This window comes from Lysobacter sp. DMC104 (assembly GCF_056313665.1).
Window position 1 is genome coordinate 12,522 of sequence record NZ_JBQUZW010000007.1, and the last position, 17,937, is coordinate 30,458.

At 70.7% G+C, this 17,937-nt stretch carries 20 protein-coding genes, 1 tRNA gene and 1 pseudogene; 14 read left to right on the forward strand and 8 right to left on the reverse strand.

From position 1 onward, the window contains the following. Positions 1 to 2: 2 nt before the first annotated feature. From proB to ACT53R_RS10290, 3 genes and pseudogenes are all read left to right on the forward strand, one after another. Positions 3 to 1,136, forward strand: a pseudogene (gene proB / locus ACT53R_RS10280) (glutamate 5-kinase); the annotation flags it as partial. After that, positions 1,110 to 1,499 (forward strand): PUA domain-containing protein, encoded by a 390-nt coding sequence (locus ACT53R_RS10285; protein WP_476171966.1) that lies wholly within the window; start codon positions 1,110 to 1,112, stop codon positions 1,497 to 1,499. The pseudogene proB and the gene ACT53R_RS10285, both read left to right, overlap by 27 nt. Continuing rightward, positions 1,496 to 2,761, forward strand: a complete 1,266-nt coding sequence (locus ACT53R_RS10290; RefSeq protein ID WP_476171780.1) for a glutamate-5-semialdehyde dehydrogenase — start codon at positions 1,496 to 1,498, stop codon at positions 2,759 to 2,761. The genes ACT53R_RS10285 and ACT53R_RS10290 overlap by 4 nt, the downstream gene beginning before the upstream one ends. Positions 2,762 to 3,362: 601 nt before the next feature. On the opposite strand, the gene ACT53R_RS10295 is transcribed toward ACT53R_RS10290, so the two are convergent. Beyond that, positions 3,363 to 3,439, reverse strand: a tRNA-Pro gene (locus tag ACT53R_RS10295). Between the two features lie 156 nt (positions 3,440 to 3,595). Between ACT53R_RS10295 and hisS the strand changes: the two genes are divergently transcribed. Together hisS and ACT53R_RS10305 are read left to right on the forward strand one after the other, a co-directional pair. Further along, on the forward strand, positions 3,596 to 4,987 hold the full coding sequence (gene hisS, locus ACT53R_RS10300) for a histidine--tRNA ligase (RefSeq protein WP_476171781.1): 1,392 nt from the start codon (positions 3,596 to 3,598) through the stop codon (positions 4,985 to 4,987). Then, positions 4,984 to 6,876, forward strand: a complete 1,893-nt coding sequence (locus ACT53R_RS10305) for an HAL/PAL/TAL family ammonia-lyase (RefSeq protein WP_476171782.1) — start codon at positions 4,984 to 4,986, stop codon at positions 6,874 to 6,876. Before hisS ends, ACT53R_RS10305 begins: the two co-directional genes overlap by 4 nt. Before the next feature lie 22 nt (positions 6,877 to 6,898). Here the strand turns inward: ACT53R_RS10305 and ACT53R_RS10310 are convergent, their stop codons facing one another. From ACT53R_RS10310 to ACT53R_RS10340, 7 genes are all read right to left on the reverse strand, one after another. Next, a complete protein-coding gene (locus ACT53R_RS10310) occupies positions 6,899 to 7,771 on the reverse strand; it encodes an SDH family Clp fold serine proteinase (protein ID WP_476171783.1) in 873 nt (290 codons plus the stop codon). Between the two features lie 4 nt (positions 7,772 to 7,775). Then, positions 7,776 to 8,786 carry an ATP-grasp domain-containing protein gene (locus tag ACT53R_RS10315; RefSeq protein WP_476171784.1) on the reverse strand — a complete coding sequence of 337 codons (1,011 nt, stop codon included), beginning with the start codon at positions 8,784 to 8,786 and terminating at the stop codon, positions 7,776 to 7,778. 61 nt (positions 8,787 to 8,847) lie between these two features. Continuing rightward, entirely contained in the window at positions 8,848 to 9,033 is a 186-nt protein-coding gene (locus ACT53R_RS10320) for a hypothetical protein (protein ID WP_476171785.1), read from the reverse strand. 76 nt (positions 9,034 to 9,109) lie between these two features. Next, complete coding sequence (locus tag ACT53R_RS10325; protein ID WP_476171786.1) at positions 9,110 to 9,286, reverse strand: hypothetical protein; 177 nt, start codon at positions 9,284 to 9,286, stop codon at positions 9,110 to 9,112. A 74-nt stretch (positions 9,287 to 9,360) separates the two neighbouring features. Next, positions 9,361 to 9,534, reverse strand: coding sequence for a hypothetical protein (locus ACT53R_RS10330; RefSeq protein WP_476171787.1), 174 nt, complete (start codon positions 9,532 to 9,534; stop codon positions 9,361 to 9,363). An 89-nt stretch (positions 9,535 to 9,623) separates the two neighbouring features. Beyond that, positions 9,624 to 9,803, reverse strand: a complete 180-nt coding sequence (locus tag ACT53R_RS10335; protein ID WP_476171788.1) for a hypothetical protein — start codon at positions 9,801 to 9,803, stop codon at positions 9,624 to 9,626. Positions 9,804 to 9,925: 122 nt separating this feature from the next. Continuing rightward, positions 9,926 to 10,108 (reverse strand): hypothetical protein, encoded by a 183-nt coding sequence (locus ACT53R_RS10340; protein ID WP_476171789.1) that lies wholly within the window; start codon positions 10,106 to 10,108, stop codon positions 9,926 to 9,928. Positions 10,109 to 10,382: 274 nt separating this feature from the next. Here ACT53R_RS10340 and ACT53R_RS10345 point away from each other — a divergent pair, with 274 nt between their 5' ends. Genes ACT53R_RS10345 through hisIE form a run of 9 tightly spaced genes read left to right on the forward strand, consistent with a single transcriptional unit; the run spans position 10,383 to position 17,931 of the window. After that, positions 10,383 to 10,718 carry a YerC/YecD family TrpR-related protein gene (locus tag ACT53R_RS10345; RefSeq protein ID WP_476171790.1) on the forward strand — a complete coding sequence of 112 codons (336 nt, stop codon included), beginning with the start codon at positions 10,383 to 10,385 and terminating at the stop codon, positions 10,716 to 10,718. An 11-nt stretch (positions 10,719 to 10,729) separates the two neighbouring features. Beyond that, the gene (gene hisG / locus ACT53R_RS10350) at positions 10,730 to 11,650 is read left to right on the forward strand and encodes an ATP phosphoribosyltransferase (protein WP_476171791.1); all 921 of its coding nucleotides are present in this window, start codon (positions 10,730 to 10,732) and stop codon (positions 11,648 to 11,650) included. Next, positions 11,647 to 12,996, forward strand: coding sequence for a histidinol dehydrogenase (hisD, locus tag ACT53R_RS10355; protein ID WP_476171792.1), 1,350 nt, complete (start codon positions 11,647 to 11,649; stop codon positions 12,994 to 12,996). Before hisG ends, hisD begins: the two co-directional genes overlap by 4 nt. Next, a complete protein-coding gene (gene hisC / locus ACT53R_RS10360) occupies positions 12,993 to 14,102 on the forward strand; it encodes a histidinol-phosphate transaminase (protein ID WP_476171793.1) in 1,110 nt (369 codons plus the stop codon). The genes hisD and hisC overlap by 4 nt, the downstream gene beginning before the upstream one ends. Further along, complete coding sequence (gene hisB, locus ACT53R_RS10365; protein ID WP_476171794.1) at positions 14,099 to 15,181, forward strand: bifunctional histidinol-phosphatase/imidazoleglycerol-phosphate dehydratase HisB; 1,083 nt, start codon at positions 14,099 to 14,101, stop codon at positions 15,179 to 15,181. The genes hisC and hisB overlap by 4 nt, the downstream gene beginning before the upstream one ends. Beyond that, positions 15,178 to 15,807 (forward strand): imidazole glycerol phosphate synthase subunit HisH, encoded by a 630-nt coding sequence (hisH, locus tag ACT53R_RS10370; RefSeq protein ID WP_476171795.1) that lies wholly within the window; start codon positions 15,178 to 15,180, stop codon positions 15,805 to 15,807. Before hisB ends, hisH begins: the two co-directional genes overlap by 4 nt. Then, positions 15,804 to 16,547: a 1-(5-phosphoribosyl)-5-[(5-phosphoribosylamino)methylideneamino]imidazole-4-carboxamide isomerase gene (gene hisA / locus ACT53R_RS10375; RefSeq protein WP_476171796.1), complete on the forward strand. Its 744-nt coding sequence runs from the start codon at positions 15,804 to 15,806 to the stop codon at positions 16,545 to 16,547. Before hisH ends, hisA begins: the two co-directional genes overlap by 4 nt. After that, positions 16,541 to 17,311 carry an imidazole glycerol phosphate synthase subunit HisF gene (gene hisF, locus ACT53R_RS10380; protein WP_476171797.1) on the forward strand — a complete coding sequence of 257 codons (771 nt, stop codon included), beginning with the start codon at positions 16,541 to 16,543 and terminating at the stop codon, positions 17,309 to 17,311. Before hisA ends, hisF begins: the two co-directional genes overlap by 7 nt. After that, entirely contained in the window at positions 17,308 to 17,931 is a 624-nt protein-coding gene (gene hisIE / locus ACT53R_RS10385) for a bifunctional phosphoribosyl-AMP cyclohydrolase/phosphoribosyl-ATP diphosphatase HisIE (protein WP_476171798.1), read from the forward strand. Before hisF ends, hisIE begins: the two co-directional genes overlap by 4 nt. Positions 17,932 to 17,937: the final 6 nt, after the last annotated feature.

The following is a 17,937-nucleotide window of genomic DNA, read 5'->3' on the forward strand; positions in this document are numbered from 1 at the left end:
CGATGACCACGCCTGCTGCCTTCACCGAACAACCATTGCCCGCATGGAAGCGCGCCGTGCTGAAGGTCGGCAGCAGCCTGCTGGCGGGCGAGGGCGGCCTGACGCCGCGCAACGCCGAACATCTCGCCGCGTTCGTGCGCCACGCGCAGGCGCAGGGCCGCGAGGTGGTGATCGTGTCGTCCGGCGCGGTCGCCGCCGGTCGCGCGCTCCTGCATGCCGCACCGCATCCCGGTGCGGCGATGGCCGAACGCCAGGCACTGGCCGCGCTGGGCCAGGCAAAGCTGATGGCGTTCTGGCAGGGCTTCTTCGATCGCCCGGTCGCGCAGGTGCTGCTGACGCACGACGATGTGCGCAATCGCCGACGCTATCTCAATGCCCGCGCGACGTTGCAGGAACTCCTGCGTTGCGGCGCGCTGCCGATCGTCAACGAGAACGACACCGTCTCGGTCGACGAACTCAAGCTCGGCGACAACGACACGCTGGGCGCGATCGTCGCCGCGCTGATCGACGCCGACGTGCTGTTCATCGCCACCGACATCGACGGCCTCTACGACCGCGACCCGCGCAAGCACGCCGACGCCAGCCCGGTGCTGACCGTGACCGAGATCGGCGAGGACATCCTCGCGATGGCCGGCGGCGCCGGCAGCGCGGTGGGGACGGGCGGGATGCGGACGAAAATCCACGCTGCCCGCGGTGCGTCGGTGTCCGGAGTCGACACCGTGCTCTTCAACGGCACGCGCGCGGACGTCGCGAAACGTCTGTGCGAAGACCGGCTCGCGGGTACGCGTTTCGTGTCCGAACGCAGTCGCCTGCTGGCTCGCAAGCAGTGGATGCGTCATGCGCCTACCCGTGACACGATCATCGTGGACGATGGCGCCGCGGCAGCGCTGTGCGAGCGCGGTGCATCCTTGCTCCCGAGCGGCATCCTGATGGTCATGGGGGAATTCGGTCGCGGCGATGTGGTGAGGATCGCTTCGAGAGCGGGCGATGTCGTCACCGAGATCGCTCGCGGCATCACGCAGTATTCCTCGGCCGACGTGCGTCGTCTCTTGCGCAAGCGTTCTTCCGACATTCTCTCCATCCTCGGCTATACCTACGGCGACGCCATCGTGCATCGCGACGATCTCGCGTTGATCGAATCGGGCCACGCGTTCCGGGCGCGGCGACAACGAAGCGACGAGGGACGCGTCGAGATCGATGCCGGAGCCGCGCGGGCGATCCTCGAACGCGGCGCGTCGCTGCTGCCTGTCGGCATCGTGTCCGTGCCCGGACATTTCGGGCGTGGCGAACTGATCGATGTCTGTGTCCGGAGCGCCGACGGCGCCCTCGCGTCGATCGCGCGCGGTGTGACGCGGTATTCCGCAGAAGAAGTGCGACGCCTGATGGGCCGACGTTCCGCGGACATCGATGCGGTCCTCGGCTATTCCAAGGGCGACACCATCATCCACCGCGACGATCTGTCGCTGCTGACCACGCCGCAGAAGGAGCGCGCGGAATGAACGATTCGACGATCCGCGCGCAGGCGCTGGCCTGCCGCGAAGCGGCGCAGGCGGTGGCGGCGTTGTCCACCGCGGCCAAGGACGCGCTGCTGCGCGCGATGGCCGACGCGCTCGATGCCGATGCGCCGATCATTCTCGCCGCGAACGCCGAGGATCTGCGCGCGGCGGAAGCGAAGGGCATCGCCGGCGCGATGCTGGACCGGTTGAAACTCGATCCTGCGCGACTGGCGGCGATCGCGAACGCGGTGCGCGAAGTCGCGACGCTGCCCGATCCGGTCGGCATGGTCACGCGGCGCGAGACGCGGCCGAACGGATTGTCGATCGAACGCGTGCGCGTGCCGCTCGGCGTGATCGCGATGATCTACGAGGCGCGCCCGAACGTCACCGCGGATGCCGCGGCGCTGTGCCTGAAGGCCGGCAACGGCGTGATCTTGCGCGGTGGTTCGGAGGCGGTGCGCTCGAATATCGCGATCGGCGGTGCGCTCAAGCGTGCGCTGGAAGCGCACGACGTGCCCGCGGCGGCGATCACGCTGGTCGACGACCTGCGCCGCGAGACGATGCTCGAACTGCTGCAGCTCAACGACATCGTCGACCTCGCGATCCCGCGCGGCGGCGAGGGCCTGATCCGCTTCGTCGCCGAGCACGCGCGCGTGCCGGTGATCAAGCACTACAAGGGCGTTTGCCATCTCTACGTCGATGCCGCGGCCGACCTCGACCTTGCGCTCGATCTGCTGCTGGACGGCAAGGTGTCGCGACCCGGCGTGTGCAACGCGCTGGAGACGCTGCTGGTGCATGCGGACGTCGCCGACGCCTTCCTGCCGCGTGCCGCGGCGATGCTGGACGAACGCGGCGTGCAGTTGCGCGCCGACCCGCGGGCGCTGGCGCGCATGCCCGGCGCCGTGCCCGCACACGACGACGACTGGGACGCGGAATTCCTCGACCTGATCCTCGCGGTGCGCGTGGTCGATACGCTGGACGACGCGATCGCCCACATCCGCCGCCACGGCTCGGATCACACCGAAGTCATCGCCACCCGCGACGATGCGGCCGCGGCGCGCTTCGTCCATGCCCTGCGCAGCGCGGTGGTGATGGTCAACGCCTCGTCGCGCTTCTCCGACGGCGGTGAACTCGGCCTCGGCGCCGAGATCGGGATCTCGACCACCCGCCTGCACGCCTATGGTCCGATGGGCGCGGAGTCGCTGACGATCGAACGCTTCGTCGTGCGCGGGGCGGGGCAGACGCGGAATCTGTCGCGGCGCTGAGCGCATCCGGCTTCCGGGCGAAGCTCCGCGCTGCGGGCGAATCCGGCGAGCTGATCCCGGGAACGAAAAAGCCGCCCTTGCAGGCGGCTTTTCCATTGAATCGGTTGGTCGGGGAGACAGGATTTAACCGCGCAAGGCATGCGATGAAGCGCCCGGCCGTTCGGGCCGTCGCCACGGCTGGTGGCGTGGCCGCGGTGTGCGCCTGGAAAGCGTGGTCTTGCCGGCATGGAAGATGCTGCTCGAGTACGGCGCGAGACATGGAGCAGCGGCCTGAAGGCCGCTCTACCGGGCGGGTGCGGGATCGCGCAAAACGAAAAAGCCGCCCTTGCAGGCGGCTTTTCCATTGAATCGGTTGGTCGGGGAGACAGGATTTGAACCGCGCAAGGCATGCGATGAAGCGCCCGGCCGTTCGGGCCGTCGCCACGGCTGGTGGCGTGGCCGCGGTGTGCGCCTGGAAAGCGTGGTCTTGCCGGCATGGAAGATGCTGCTCGAGTACGGCGCGAGACATGGAGCAGCGGCCTGAAGGCCGCTCTACCGGGCGGGTGCGGGATCGCGCAAACGAAAAAGCCGCCCTTGCAGGCGGCTTTTTCATTGAATCGGTTGGTCGGGGAGACAGGATTTGAACCTGCGACTTCTACGTCCCGAACGTAGCGCTCTACCAGGCTGAGCTACACCCCGACGTTCGAGCCACGCATTGTAAAGACTCCCCCGGCGGTTCGGCAAGCCCGGACACGATCGAAAGCGATTCCCGGGCCGGAAAGGACCTCCGACCCGGGCCCGCCCGGGCGGCCAGCCGGTAAACTGGGGGCTTCGCTGCATGCCCCGGAGCTTCACTTGATCAAGCCGCGTACACCGCCCGGCGTCCTCGAACTGCTGCCGCGCGACCAGATCGCCTTCCAGCGCATGCTGGACACCATCCGCCGCACCTTCGAGCGGTACGGCTTCCTGCCGGTCGAAACCCCGGTGATGGAACTGACCGAGGTGCTGCTGACCAAGTCCGGCGGCGAGACCGAGCGCCAGGTCTACTTCCTGCAGTCCACCGGCGCGCTCGACAAGGGCAAGGACGGCCTGCCCGAACTGGCGATGCGTTTCGACCTCACCGTGCCGCTGGCGCGCTACGTCGCCGAGCACGAACACGACCTCGTCTTCCCGTTCCGCCGCTACCAGATGCAGCGCGTGTACCGCGGCGAGCGCGCCCAGCGTGGCCGCTTCCGCGAGTTCTACCAGTGCGACATCGACGTGATCGGCAAGGACGCGCTGAGCACGCGCTACGACGCCGAGCTGCCGGCGGTGATCGCCTCGGTGTTCGAGGCGCTGGCGATCGGCGAGTTCACCATCCAGTTCAACCATCGCAAGCTGCTGCGCGGCTTCTTCGAAGGCCAGGGCATCGCCGACGGCGAGCGCCAGGCCGCGGTGCTGCGCGAGATCGACAAGCTCGACAAGCGCGGCGAGGCCGCGGTGCGCGAGACGCTGGTCGGCGAGGAGTTCGCGCTGGCGCCCGAGGTGGCCGACACGCTGCTCGCGTTCTCGCGCGTGCGCGCCACCGGGCACGACGCCGCGCAGGCCGCGCTCGACGCGCTGGGCGACGGCACGCCGATGTTCGAGGAAGGCCGCGCCGAGCTGCGCGAAGTGCTGCGCCAGCTGCGCGCGCTGGGCGTGTCCGACAGTCGCTTCGCGCTGAACCTGTCGATCGCGCGTGGCCTCGACTACTACACCGGCATCGTCTACGAGACCACGCTGAACGCGAATCCGGAGATCGGTTCGATCTGCTCCGGCGGCCGCTACGAGAACCTCGCCAGCCACTACACCAAGTCGAAGCTGCCGGGCGTCGGCATCTCGATCGGCCTCACCCGCCTGTTCTGGCAGCTGCGCGAGGCCGGGCTGGTGGCGAGTGCCGACAGTTCGGTCGACGTGCTGGTGTCGCTGATGGAAGAGGCCGGGCTCGAACACGCGCTGTCGCTGTCGCAGAAGCTGCGCGCGGCGGGCCTGAACGTGGAAACCCAGCTGGAGCCGCGCAAGTTCGCGAAGCAGATGCAGTACGCCGATCGTGCCGGCATCCGCTTCGTCGTGATCCGCGGCGAGGACGAGGCCGCGCGCGGTGCGGTGGCGGTGAAGGACCTGCGCCGCGGCGAACAGTTCGAGGTGGCCGAGGCCGACCTCGCGCGCACGCTGCTGGTCGAGCGCGAGCAATGGCGCGCGCTGCCGCGCAGCGGGGCGCCGGCATGAAGCCGATCCGCCTCGACGGCCGCACCCTGACCCGCGAACGTCTGGTCGAAGTCGCCTGCGGCGCGCAGGTGATGCTCGACGAAGGCGCGCTGCGCAACGTCGCGCACGCGTCGGCGTTCCTCGCCGAACAGGTGCGCCGGCAGGAGCCGATCTACGGCGTGTCGACCGGCTTCGGCAGCAACGCCGACAAGCTGCTGGGCGCGCATCCGCTGCGCGACGAACTGCCCGGCGCGACGCCGTCGGCGCGGTCGCTGCACGAGGAATTGCAGCGCAACCTGATCATCTCGCACGCGGTCTGTGTGGGCGAGCCGTTCCCGGCCGACGTCGTGCGCGCGATGCTCTGCATCCGCATCAACACGCTGCTGCGCGGTCATTCCGGCGTGCGCGTGGAAACGCTGCAGGCGCTCGCGGCGATGCTCAACGCCGGCGTGGTGCCGGTGGTGCCGCAGCTCGGCTCCGTGGGCGCTTCGGGCGACCTCGCGCCGCTGTCGCATCTCGCGATCGTGCTGCTGGGCGGCGGCGAAGCCTTCTACGACGGCGAGCGCCTGCGCGGCGACGAGGCGCTGAAGCGCGCCGGCCTCGCGCCGGTGTCGCTGTCGTACAAGGAAGGCCTCGCGCTGAACAACGGCACCGCGCAGATGCTGGCCTGCGGCGTGCTCGCGCTGCACCGGCTGGAGGATCTGCTCGACACCGCCGATCTCGCCGCGGCGATGACCATCGACGCCTTCGCCGGCCGTCTCGGTGCGTTCGCCGAGGAAGTGCATGCGCTGCGTCCGCATCCGGGCCAGGTCGAATCGGCGGCGCACGTCCGTCGCCTGCTCGCAGGTTCGACGCTCGCCGACATTCCCTATCACCTCGTGCCGAAGTTCCGGCCGTGGCTGCCGTCCAGCTGGGATACCGCCGATGCGCAGGCGCTGACGTTCGACATCGGCTGGGACTGGGTGCCCGCCGGCCAGCGCCACGGCCGCGAGAAGTTCTACACGCGGTTCAAGCCGTTCCGCGGCGGCAAGAAGCACCAGCCGCAGGACAGCTATTCGCTGCGTTGCGTGCCGCAGGTCCATGGCGCCGTGCGCGACGCGATGCTGCAGGCGCGCCGCGTGCTGGAGATCGAACTCAACGCGGTCACCGACAATCCGCTGGTGTTCCCGGACGCGCGTGCCGAACACGTCGAGCAGCAGGTGATCTCCGCCGGCCATTTCCACGGCATGCCGCTGGCGCTGGCGATGAGCTACGTGAAGGCCGCGATCCCGGTGCTGGCCTCGATCAGCGAACGTCGCCTCAACAAGCTCGTCGATCCCGCGACCAGCGACGGCCTGCCGCCGTTCCTGATCGGCAACGAGGACGCGACCGAGTCCGGCTACATGATCGTGCAGTACACCGCGGCGGCGATCGTCAACGACCTCGCCAGCCGCGCGCATCCGGCGTCGGTGTACTCGATCCCGACCAGCGCGAACGCCGAGGACCACGTGTCGATGGGCGCGAACGAGGCGCGGCACGTGCTGGCGATGGTCGAGGACCTCGGCAAGGTGCTGGCGCTGGAGCTGATGACCGCCGCGCAGGCGCTGGACCTGCGTCGCGACATGATCAACGCCGCGCGCGATCTCGCCGATCGCGCCGACGCCGCGGCGCTCGCCGCGAAGGTGCAGGGCGGGCCGCTGCCGGGCGCGCCGGGTTACGACGACTTCCTCGCTGAGGTCGAAGCGCTGCGCATCGAACTGTCCGCCGCGGAGCCGTTCCATCCGGGCGAAGCCGTCGCCGCCGCGCATGCCGCGATCCGCGAGGCGGTGCCGTTCCTGGCCCGCGACCGTGCGCTCGACGTCGACCTGGCCGCGATGCTGGCGCTGATGCGCAACGGCGGCGTCTACGCCGCGGCACATCCGGACGGCTGAGCCGCAGCGCCTTCGTGCATGCTCACGCGCCGGCGTGGGCGTGCCACGTGCCCGCGCGTTCCCCGCGCCTGCGCCGACGCAGCGCGACCGCCTGCGCGTCGGCGACCGCGGCGTCGTGCCAGTCTTCGGTCAGCGAGGCGCGCGATTCCGGGCCGATGGTGCGGCGCACTGCGCAGGTCACGTCCCAGGCCAGCGCCTCGATCGCCGGGTCGCGCGTCACCGGCAGCCCCAGCGCACGCAGTTCGTCGCCGTCGATCGCGTAGTCGTGCGAACCGTAGCCCTGCAGCAGCGTGCGGACGATGGCGGCGCGGACGTCGGGCGACGCGACGTGTCGCGCCAGCAGTGCGTCGCCCGTGACTTCGAGCGCGCGGACGGTGCGCTCGAACGTCGCCAGCGTCTCCGGCGCGATGCGTGCGGCGAGCAGCGCCTGCGCTTGCGCCGTCGCGACCTCGGGCGAGAGGCCGAACCAGGCTTCGATCGCCTCCGGCAGCCGGCGCAGGTCTTCCGCCGACAGTACGGCGGGCAGGTCGGGGCGGTCGCCGGCGCCGGCGAGGTGCGGATCGATCGGCGAGAACATCGCCAGCGGCCCGGTGAGGATCTCGTCCGCGGCCAAGGCCAGGATCGTGCCTGACGACGCGCAGAAATGCGGCACGACGAAGCGCAGCCGCGGCGTGGCGGCCTGCAGTCGCAGCGCCAGGAGGCGCGCGGCCTCGACTTCGCCGCCGCGCAGGTACACGACGACGTCGAGCCGCGGCACGGCGCCGATGCGCGCCAGCGCGTCGTCCAGCGGCGGCAGCAGGTCGAGGTCGATGTTCGACGCCGCCAGCAGCAGCGTGCGCACGCCGGTGTGCGCTTCGAGCGCGCGCAGGCGGTCGCGCAGGTCGTCCGCGGACACGCGCTCAGCGCCGCCCGTGCGCGCCGGCGATCAATCGGTCGGCGACGGCGTCGAGCATGCGCAGTTCCGGCACGAGTTGTTCGACGAACAGGAACTGGCCGCCGGGATTGTTCTCGAGGAACACGTGGCGGCCGTCGGTCGTGACGATCAGGTCGATCGCGCCGTATTGCAGGCCGTAGCCGTGCACGAATGCGCGGCAGCGCGCTTCCAGCTCCGGCGCCAGCGTTTCCGCCTCGTAGCGGATCGGCGCGCTGAAATCGCGGAAATCCAGCTGCGTGCGCGGGTCGTCCTGCGAGTGGATGCGGGCGGCGAACACCTGGTCGCCGATCACGGTGACGCGCAGTTCGTGGCGCTTGGCGACGAGATGCTGGAACTGGCAAGGCGGTTCGGAGACGGCGTCGAGCAGCGCGGCGTGTTCGGCGCCGATGCGCGTCGTGCCGATCCCGCCGCTGACGCGCTCTTCCGGGCGCACGTGCTCGCCGCCGAGCGAGGTCGACGCCAGGCATTTGAAGACGATCTCGCCGCCGGCGTCGACGTGGAACGCGCGGGCGCTGGCGGCACTGCCCGTGATCAGTGTGTCGGGCACGTCGAAGCCCATGCGCGCCGCACGCGCGAGTTGTTCGCCCTTCCACTGCGCGCCGCGCACGGCCAGCGGATGGCTCATCCAGTACACGTCCTGCAGTCCGTACAGCAGTCCGGACAGCGCGTGCTGGGTTTCCTCGACGGCGAAGGCCCGCTCCTGCGCGCCCATCTCCGGGTTCGAGAAGGTGAATTCGGCGGTCTTGCGCGTCCACACGGCGCCGATGTCGGTCACCGCGAGCGTGTCGCCGCTCGGCAGGTGGCGCAGGTGGCCGGTCCATGCCGGGGTGCGGAAGTGCAGGTCGAGTTCGTAATCGACCGGGAACCGGTCGAGGTCCAGCCGGAAGGCGGGAAGGTCGCGGGCGGCGATGCGTTCGGCGACGAGATCCGCGTGCAGGTCGGCGCTGTGGGTGACGATCAGGATGCGTCGGGGCACGGGAAGTCGATGGCGGGAGAAACGGAAGTCCGGCGGCGGAGCGCCGCCGGACGCGGTGCGGTCAGCAGTAGGCGCGGCCGTCGCCCCAGGGGAAGGCTTCGCGCAGGACGCCGTTGGCCTTGGGGTCGGTGCAACCGGCAATGGCGATGCCGTCGCGGGGTTGCCATTGTGCCTGCGGTGCAGCGGGCTCCGGCGCTGTCCGGGTATCGGCGAGGCGGAAGGCGAACGAGGTGCGATCGCGTGTCATGGCGGTGCCTCCGGGGAATGCGGGGTTCATCGGCGGCGGGAACCCGTGCCGGCAGGCGCGGGCCCCGTGCGGTGGTTCAGCACCAGAAGCCGCCATCGCTCCAGCGATAGTCGCCGACGCGTTTCGGATCGGTGCATCCGGCGGCGGCGACGCCGTCGCGGGCCTGCCACTGCGTGGTCTGCGGGGAGTCGGCCTGCGCGTCCTTGCGGGCGTCGACGAGGCGGAAGGCGAACGGGGTGCGGTTGGATTCCATGATGACCTGCCTCCTTGGCGGGTTCGAGGGGGCTGCGCGGGCCGGAGCGGCCCGCGCAGCGGATCACGCAGGACTCAGCAGTAGATGCCGTTGTCCTTGCCCGGATAGCGGCTGGCACGGGCATCGATGCCGCTGCAGCCGGCGACGGCGACGTCGCTGCGGACCTGCCACTGGGCCTGCTGGGGCTTGTCCTGGGCATCGGCCAGGCGGAAAGCGAAGGGGGCGGTCGTTTCCTTGGTCTGCTTCATGTCGAACTCTCCTGCGGTGGTGACGGAGGCGCGCGGCAAGGGCTGTCGCCGTGCGCGGGGGGAACGCTGGGTGGATCAATCCGGAAGGATCAGCACCACACGCCGTTGTCGCGGCCGAACGTGGTGTTGTAGCGGTAGTCGCCCTGCTTGGTCGGGTCGGTGCAGCCGGCGACGGCGACGTCGTCGCGCATCGTCCACGCGGTCTGTTCGCTCGCGGTGTCGCGGGCGTCGGCCAGGCGGAAGGCGAAGGGGGCGCGTTGGTTATCCATGGTCCTGTGTCCTTGTCGTTGACGAAGCGGGCGTCACGCACCCGCGGCGGTGGATCGGATTGACGGGATTGCGGTGGCGAAGATCGCGCGGGCGGGCATCGCCCGGGCGCGGAGTGGTGCGGTCAGCACCAGATGCCGTTCTCGCCGCCCCAGATCGTGGTGGCGCGGTAGTCGTCGGCTTTCTTCACGTAGGTGCAGCCGGCGATGGCGACGCCATCGCGGATCGCCCACGGGGCTTGCGCGGCATCCGCGGTGGCGGTGTTCTCGCGCTCGGCAAGCCGGAAGGCGAAGGTCCTGGTTTCCATGTGCATGTCCTTTCGTTTCGATGATCGAAGCACTGATGGCGCGCCGGTGGATGGATCGGACCGGCGGCGTCATCACTAGCATGCGTCGATCGGGGGCGTCAATCGATCGGCGACCATCGGCACCGGCTCCGTGCCGGGATGCATCCTGAATGCGACGGCGTGCCGGAAACGGCCATGCGCAGGCGGATGGTGCGCGCGGTTGACGCGCTGCGTCGCAGCAGGTTAATGTGATAGCGCATTAATACATGATCGATTCCGCGGCCACCTCCTTCCGATGAAGCAACGTCCCCAGCCACTGCCCGATCGCGATGCCCGTGCCGGGCTGGATGCGCTCGCCGGCACGCTGGCCGGCCTGCGCCGTCCCGAGGACGTGCGTGCGTTCCTCGAGGACCTGTGCACGCCGGCCGAGCTGGAGGCGATGGCCGATCGCTGGAAGGTGGTGCCGCTGCTGGTCGAAGGAGTGCCGTACCGCGAGATCCACGATCGCACCCTGGTCAGCGTGACCACCATCGGCCGCGTCGCGCGCACGCTCGAACGCGGCGCCGGCGGTTACCGCCTCGCCATCCGTCGCCTGTCCCGCGGCCCGCGCCGCACGACCGGCACCCCCTGAAGGATTTCCCCATGCAACGTCCCGCCGCCGGCTCCACGCGCGATCGCCTGCGCATCGCCATCCAGAAGAGCGGCCGGCTCAGCGAGCCCGCGCTGGCGCTGCTCGCCGCCGCCGGCCTGAGCTGGCAGGAGAGCCGCGACAAACTCTTCTACTACGGCGAATCGCTGCCGATCGACCTGCTGCTGGTGCGCGACGACGACATCCCCGGGCTGATCGCCGACGGCGTCTGCGACCTCGGCATGGTCGGCCGCAACGTGCTGCTGGAGCAGGGCTGCGAGCGTTCGGCCCGCGGCGAGGCGGTGCCGTTCGAGGAGTGGCGCGCGCTGGGGTTCGGCCGCTGCCGGCTGATGTTCGGCATCCCCGACACCTGGGACTGGGACCCGCAGGCGCAGTTGCCCGGCACCCGCATCGCCACCAGCTACCCGGCGTTGCTGTCGCGCTGGCTGGCCGAGCGCGGTATCGCGGCCACGCCGGTGACGATGTCCGGTTCGGTCGAACTGGCGCCGCGGCTGGGTCAGGCCGACCTGGTCTGCGACCTGGTGTCCAGTGGCGCGACCCTGGCGTCCAACCGGCTCAAGCCGATCGAAGTGGTGCTGGACAGCGAGGCCGTGCTGGCCGGTCCGGTCGAGCCCTTCGTCGACATCCGCGCGGGAATCGCCGAACTGCTGCTGCGGCGTCTCGACGGTGTGATGAAGATTCGCGACAGCAAGCTGCTCATGCTGCAAGCTCCGCGGTCGATCCTGCCGCAAGTCCTGCAACTGCTGCCCGACGCCGAACCGCCCACCGTCATGTCCCTCGACGGCTCGGCGGGCGGCGACGTGGCGGTGCAGGCGCTGTGCCACGGCGCCATGACCTGGCAGCGGCTGGAGGAACTCAAGCGCGCCGGTGCGCGCGGCCTCATGGTGTTGCCCGTGGAGAGAATGCTGGCATGAACACGTCGACGAAGGCGCCACTGGCGAGCCGGATCGATCTCAACCTCCTGACCTGGTCCGCCCTCGACGAAGCCGGCCGCCGCGCCGCGCTGCGCCGGCCGACCCAGGATTCCGCTGCCGCCGTGCGCCTGGGCGTGGGCAAGATCATCGCCCGAGTCCGCGGCGACGGCGATGCCGCGCTGCGCAAGTACACGCGGCTGCTCGACCACGCCCTGCTCGAGACGTTCGCCGTCTCCGACGCCGAGTTCGATGCCGCCGAAGCCGCGCTGGATCCCGCGCTGCGTGCGGCGATCGTTGACGCCGCGTCGCGCATCGAGGCCTTCCACCGCGAAGGCGGCATGCGCGAATACGCGGTCGACACCGCCGACGGCGTGCGCTGCTCGCGCATCGTCCGTCCGATCTCGCGCGTCGGCCTGTACATCCCCGCCGGCAGCGCGCCGCTGCCCTCGACCATGCTGATGCTGGGCATCCCCGCGCGGATCGCGGGCTGCGACGAGGTGGTCGTCTGCACGCCGCCGCGTCCCGACGGCAGCGCCGATCCCGTCGTGCTGTTCGCCGCGCGCCACTGCGGCGCGAGCCGCGTGTTCAAGCTCGGCGGCGCGCAGGCGATCGCGGCGATGGCCGTCGGCACCGAAAGCGTGCCCGCCTGCGACAAGCTGTTCGGCCCCGGCAACGCCTGGGTGACCGAGGCCAAGCGCCAGGTCTCGACCGTCGAGGGCGGCCCGGCCATCGACATGCCGGCCGGTCCGTCGGAGCTGCTGATCATCGCCGACGGCGGCGCCACGCCCGCGTTCGTCGCCGCCGACCTGTTGTCGCAGGCCGAGCACGGCGCCGATTCGCAGGTGATCCTGCTGTCGGATTCCGCGCCGCTGATGGCGCGGGTCGCGGCGGAACTGCCCGGCCAGCTGTCGCGCCTGCCGCGCGCCGACATCGCGCGCCGCGCGCTGTCGAAATCGCGGCTGATCCTCGTGCCATCGCTGGAGACCGCGTTCGAGGTCAGCAACCGCTACGCGCCGGAGCACCTCATCCTCGCCCTGCGTGATGCTGAGCCCTGGCTGGGCCACGTGCGCTGCGCCGGCTCGGTGTTCCTCGGCGACTACGCGGCCGAGGCGCTGGGCGACTACTGCAGCGGCACCAACCACGTGCTGCCGACCGGCGGCGCCGCGCGCGCCTGGAGCGGCCTGTCGGTGTCCAGCTTCCAGACCGCGATCAGCGTGCAGCGCGTGAATGCCGACGGCCTGCGCACCATCGGCCCGTCCGCGGTGCGCCTGGCCGAAGCCGAAAGCCTGCAGGCCCACGCCACTGCAGTGACGATGCGCCTGGCCGCACTGGATGCCGGGAAGTGAGTGCGGCCTCGCCCGACGCGCGGCGCAGCCACGTGCTCGACCTCGTGCGCGAGGACCTGCGCGCTTTCGCCGGCTATTCGTCCGCGCGCAGCCACGCCGTCGACGGCACGGTCTGGCTCAACGCCAACGAATCGCCCTGGAACAACGACGCCGATCCCGACGGCGCGCTGCGCCGCTATCCCGCGCCGCAGCCGGAGGCGCTGCGCACACGGCTCGCGGCGCTGTGGGGTGCGCGTCCGGAGCAACTGCTGATCGGCCGCGGCAGCGACGAGGCCATCGACCTGCTGGTGCGCGCGCTGTGCCGTGCCGAGCGCGACCCGGTGGTGATCGCGCCGCCGGTGTTCGGCATGTACGCGGTGTGCGCGCGGCTGCAGGGCGCGCCGATCGTGGAAGCGCCGATGCGCGACCATCCCGACGGCTGGGTCACCGACCTCGCCGGCATGCGCGATCTCGCCACCGCGCGGCGCGCGAAGATCGTCTTCCTGTGCTCGCCCGGCAATCCGAGCGGCGAGTTCATCCCGCTGGTCGCGATCCGCGCGCTGGCGCAGGCGCTCAAGGACCACGCGCTGGTGGTGGTCGACGAAGCCTATCTCGACTACGCGGATGCGCCGTCAGCGGTGTCGCTGATCGACGAATACCCGAACGTCGCCGTGCTGCGCACGCTGTCGAAGCTGCACGCGCTGGCCGGCGCGCGCATCGGCGGCGTGATCGCCGATCCGGCGCTGATCGCCGTGCTGCGCCGCTGCCAGGCACCATATCCGGTGCCCGAGCCCTGCGCGGCGCTCGCGTTGCGCGCGCTCGCGCCCGAGGCGCTGGCGCAGGCGCGAGAACGCGCCACGCTCGTGCGCGAACAGCGTGGCCGCGTGTTCGACGCGCTGTCGACGCTGCCCGGCGTGCGCCGGGTGTATCCAAGCGCCGGCAATTTCCTGCTCGCGCGCTTCGACGATGCCGAAGGCGTGTATCGCCGCCTGCTCGCTGCCGGCGTGGTGGTGCGCGACATGCGCGCGACGCCGGGGCTCGGCGATGCGCTGCGGATCACGATCGGTTCGCCCGAGGAGAACGACGCGGTGTTCGCCGCCCTGCGTCCGGTGGAGGCCGCGTCGTGAGCGCGAAACGTCCGATCCTGTTCGTCGATCGCGACGGCACCCTGATCCGCGAGCCGGCCGATTTCCAGATCGACCGCTTCGAGAAGCTGGCCTTCGTCGACGGCGTGATCCCGGCGATGCTGAAACTGCGCGACGCCGGCTACGAGTTCGTGATGGTGACCAACCAGGACGGCCTCGGCACCGACGCCTTCCCGCAGGCCGATTTCGACGGCCCGCACGCGCTGATGGTGCAGATCTTCGAGAGCCAGGGCGTCGTCTTCCGCGACACGCTGATCGACCGCAGCTTCCCGCACGAGAACGCGCCGACGCGCAAGCCGAGGCTCGGGCTGGTGCAGCCGCTGCTGCGCGACCACGGCATCGACTGGGCGCGCTCGGCGATGGTCGGCGACCGCGAGACCGACATCGAATTCGCGGTCAACCTCGGCATCCGCGGCTTCAAGCTGAAGTCGCCGCAGTTCGGCGACGGCGTCGACTGGGCCGAGATCGCGCACGTCCTCGCCGACGTGCCGCGCACCGCGAAGGTCGTGCGCCGCACGAAGGAAACGAAGATCGAGGTCGAGGTCGATCTCGACCGCGAGGCCGATCCGGACGTGAAGACCGGGCTCGGCTTCTACGACCACATGCTGGAGCAGCTCGGCAAGCACGGCGGCTTCGCGCTGCGGCTGCACTGCGACGGCGACCTGCACATCGACGAGCACCACACCGTCGAGGACTGCGCGCTCGCGCTCGGCCAGGCGCTGCGCGAGGCGCTGGGCGACAAGCGCGGCATCGCGCGTTACGGCTTCACGCTGCCGATGGACGAGGCGCTGGCGACCGCGGCGCTCGACTGGTCGGGACGGCCGTACTGCGTGTTCGAAGGCACGTTCGAGCGCGAGATGGTCGGCGGGCTCGCCACCGAACTCGTGCCGCACGTGTTCCGTTCGCTGTGCGAGACCGCGGGCCTCAACCTGCACCTCAGCGTGCGTGGCGACAACGATCACCACAAGATCGAAGCTTGCTTCAAGGCGGTGGCGCGCGCGCTGCGGCAGTCGTTCCGTCGCGAAGGCGACGCGCTGCCGAGCACCAAGGGGGCGCTGTGAGCGCACGCCCGAACGGCGGCGACCTGGCGCTGATCGATGCCGGCGGCGCCAACCTCGGCTCGGTCATGTACGCATTGCGCCGCATCGGCGCCGCGCCGCGGCTCGTGCGCGATGCCGACGCGCTCGGCGATCCCGAACGCATCATTTTGCCCGGCGTCGGCGCCGCCGCGCCGTCGATGGCGCTGCTGCGCGCACGCGGGCTCGATGCCGCGCTGCGCGCGAGCGAAGCGCCGCTGCTTGGTGTCTGCGTCGGCCTGCAACTGCTGTTCGAGGGGTCGGAAGAAGGCGACGTCGACTGCCTCGGCCTGCTGCCCGGTCGCGTGCGAAAGCTCGCCGGCGGACCGGGCCTGCGCATCCCGCACATGGGCTGGAACACGCTGCGCTTCCGCGCGCCAATCTCGCCGCTGCTCGCAGGCATCGACGACGGCGCGCACGCCTACTTCGTGCACAGCTTCGCCGTGCCTGCTGACGAGGCCGGCGATGTCGTGCTGGCCGACACCGACCACGGCGCGCGCTTCGCCGCGGTGGTCGGACAGGGCCGCCGCTTCGGCGCGCAGTTCCATCCCGAGCGCTCGTCGGCCACCGGCCTGCGCCTGCTCGACAACTTCCTCAAGCTGCCCGCATGACCGACGCGACCTTCACCGCCTATCCCGCGATCGACGTGCGCGATGGCCACGTCGTGCGCCTGCTGCAGGGCGATTACGACCGCGAGACGCGCTACGCCGACGACCCGTTCGCGGTCGCGATGCGCTACGCCGACGCCGGTGCGCAGTGGCTGCATCTGGTCGATCTCGACGCTGCGCGCGCCGGCGGCTACACATTGGCGCCGCTGCTGCGCCGGATCGCCGACGACGGCCGCCTGCGTGTGCAGACCGGCGGCGGCGTACGCGACGAAGCCGCGGTCGCGGCGATGCTCGATGCCGGTGCGTCGCGCGTGGTGATCGGATCGCTCGCGGTGCGTGAGCCGGAGCGTGTCGTCGCCTGGCTCGCGCGTTTCGGCGCCGAGCGGCTGACGATCGCGCTCGACACGCGTCGCGACGATGCCGGCCTCTGGCGCCTGCCGGTGCACGGCTGGACCGAGCATGCGGCCCGCGATCTGGATGCGTGCCTCGATCTCTACCGCGATGCGGGCGCGCGCCACCTGCTGTGCACCGACATCGCCCGCGACGGCATGCTGCAGGGGCCGAACCTCGATCTGTATCGCACGATTCTTGCCCGCGGCGACGGTTTCGCGCTGCAGGCCAGCGGCGGCGTGCGCGACGTCGCCGACGTGGCCGCGGCCCGCGACGTCGGCTGCGCCGGCGCGGTGCTCGGCAAGGCGCTGCTCGAAGGCCGGATGACGGTCGCGGAGGCGCTGGCATGTTGAGCCGCCGCATCGTGCCCTGCCTCGACGTGCGCGACGGCCGCGTGGTCAAGGGCGTGCGCTTTCGCGACCACGTCGACATGGGCGACATCGTCGACCTCGCGTGCCGTTACCGCGACGCCGGTGCCGACGAACTCGTGTTCTACGACATCTCCGCCAGCCCCGACGGCCGCTCGGTCGACGTCGACTGGGTTGAGCGCGTGTCGTCGGTGATCGACATCCCGTTCTGCGTCGCCGGCGGCATCCGCACGCTGGAGACCGCGACGCGCGTGCTGTTCGCCGGCGCGGACAAGGTGTCGATCAACACGCCGGCGCTGGAGCGCCCCGAACTGATCACCGAGATCGCCGAGGCCTACGGCCGCCAGTGCGTGGTGGTCGGCATCGATTCGATCCGCGAGCCCGACGGCGTCTGGCGCGTGCGCACGCACACCGGCGATCCCGACCGCGCGCGTGCGCCCGGCCGCACCACGCTCGACTGGGTGCGCGAGGCACAGGAGCGCGGCGCAGGCGAGATCGTGCTCAACTGCATGGATAGTGACGGCGTGCGCTGCGGCTACGACATCGCGCAGCTGCAGGCCGTCCGCGCGCTCTGCGACGTGCCGCTGGTGGCGTCTGGCGGCGCGGGCACCGTGCAGCATTTCATCGACGCCTTCCGCGAGGCCGACGTCGATGCGGCGCTGGCCGCCAGCGTCTTCCATTCCGGCGCCATCGCCATTCCCGACCTGAAACGCGACCTGCGCGCCGCGGGCATCGAGGTGCGTCCATGACCGAATCGTCTTCCATCGCCGCGACGTTCGACGGCGACGCACTCGCCTGGGACAAGCAGGACGGCCTGCTGCCCGCGGTCGTGCAGGACGCGGAAACGTACCGCGTGCTGATGCTCGGCTACATGAACCGCGAGGCGCTGGCAAAAACGCTGGAAACGGGGCAGGTCACGTTCTTCAGCCGGAGCAAGGGCCGGCTGTGGACCAAGGGCGAGAGCAGCGGCCACGTGCTGTCGCTGGTCGCGATCGAGACCGACTGCGACGCCGACACGCTGCTGGTGCAGGCGCGGCCGCAGGGCCCGACTTGCCATCTCGGCACGACCAGTTGCTTCCCGAACGCACCGGGCGACGTGCTCGGCGAACTCGATGCGCTGATCCGTCGCCGCGAGGCCGAGCGACCCGCGGGCAGCTACACCACCAAGCTGTTCGAGAGCGGCATCAAGCGAATGGCGCAGAAGGTCGGCGAGGAGGGCGTGGAAACCGCGCTCGGCGCGCTGGCCGACGACGACGCGGGTTTCCTCGGCGAGGCCGGCGACCTGCTGTATCACCTGATCGTGCTGCTGCGTGCCCGCGGCTTCTCGCTGGAAGACGCCAAGCGCGTACTGATGCAGCGCCGCGGCTGATGGTGT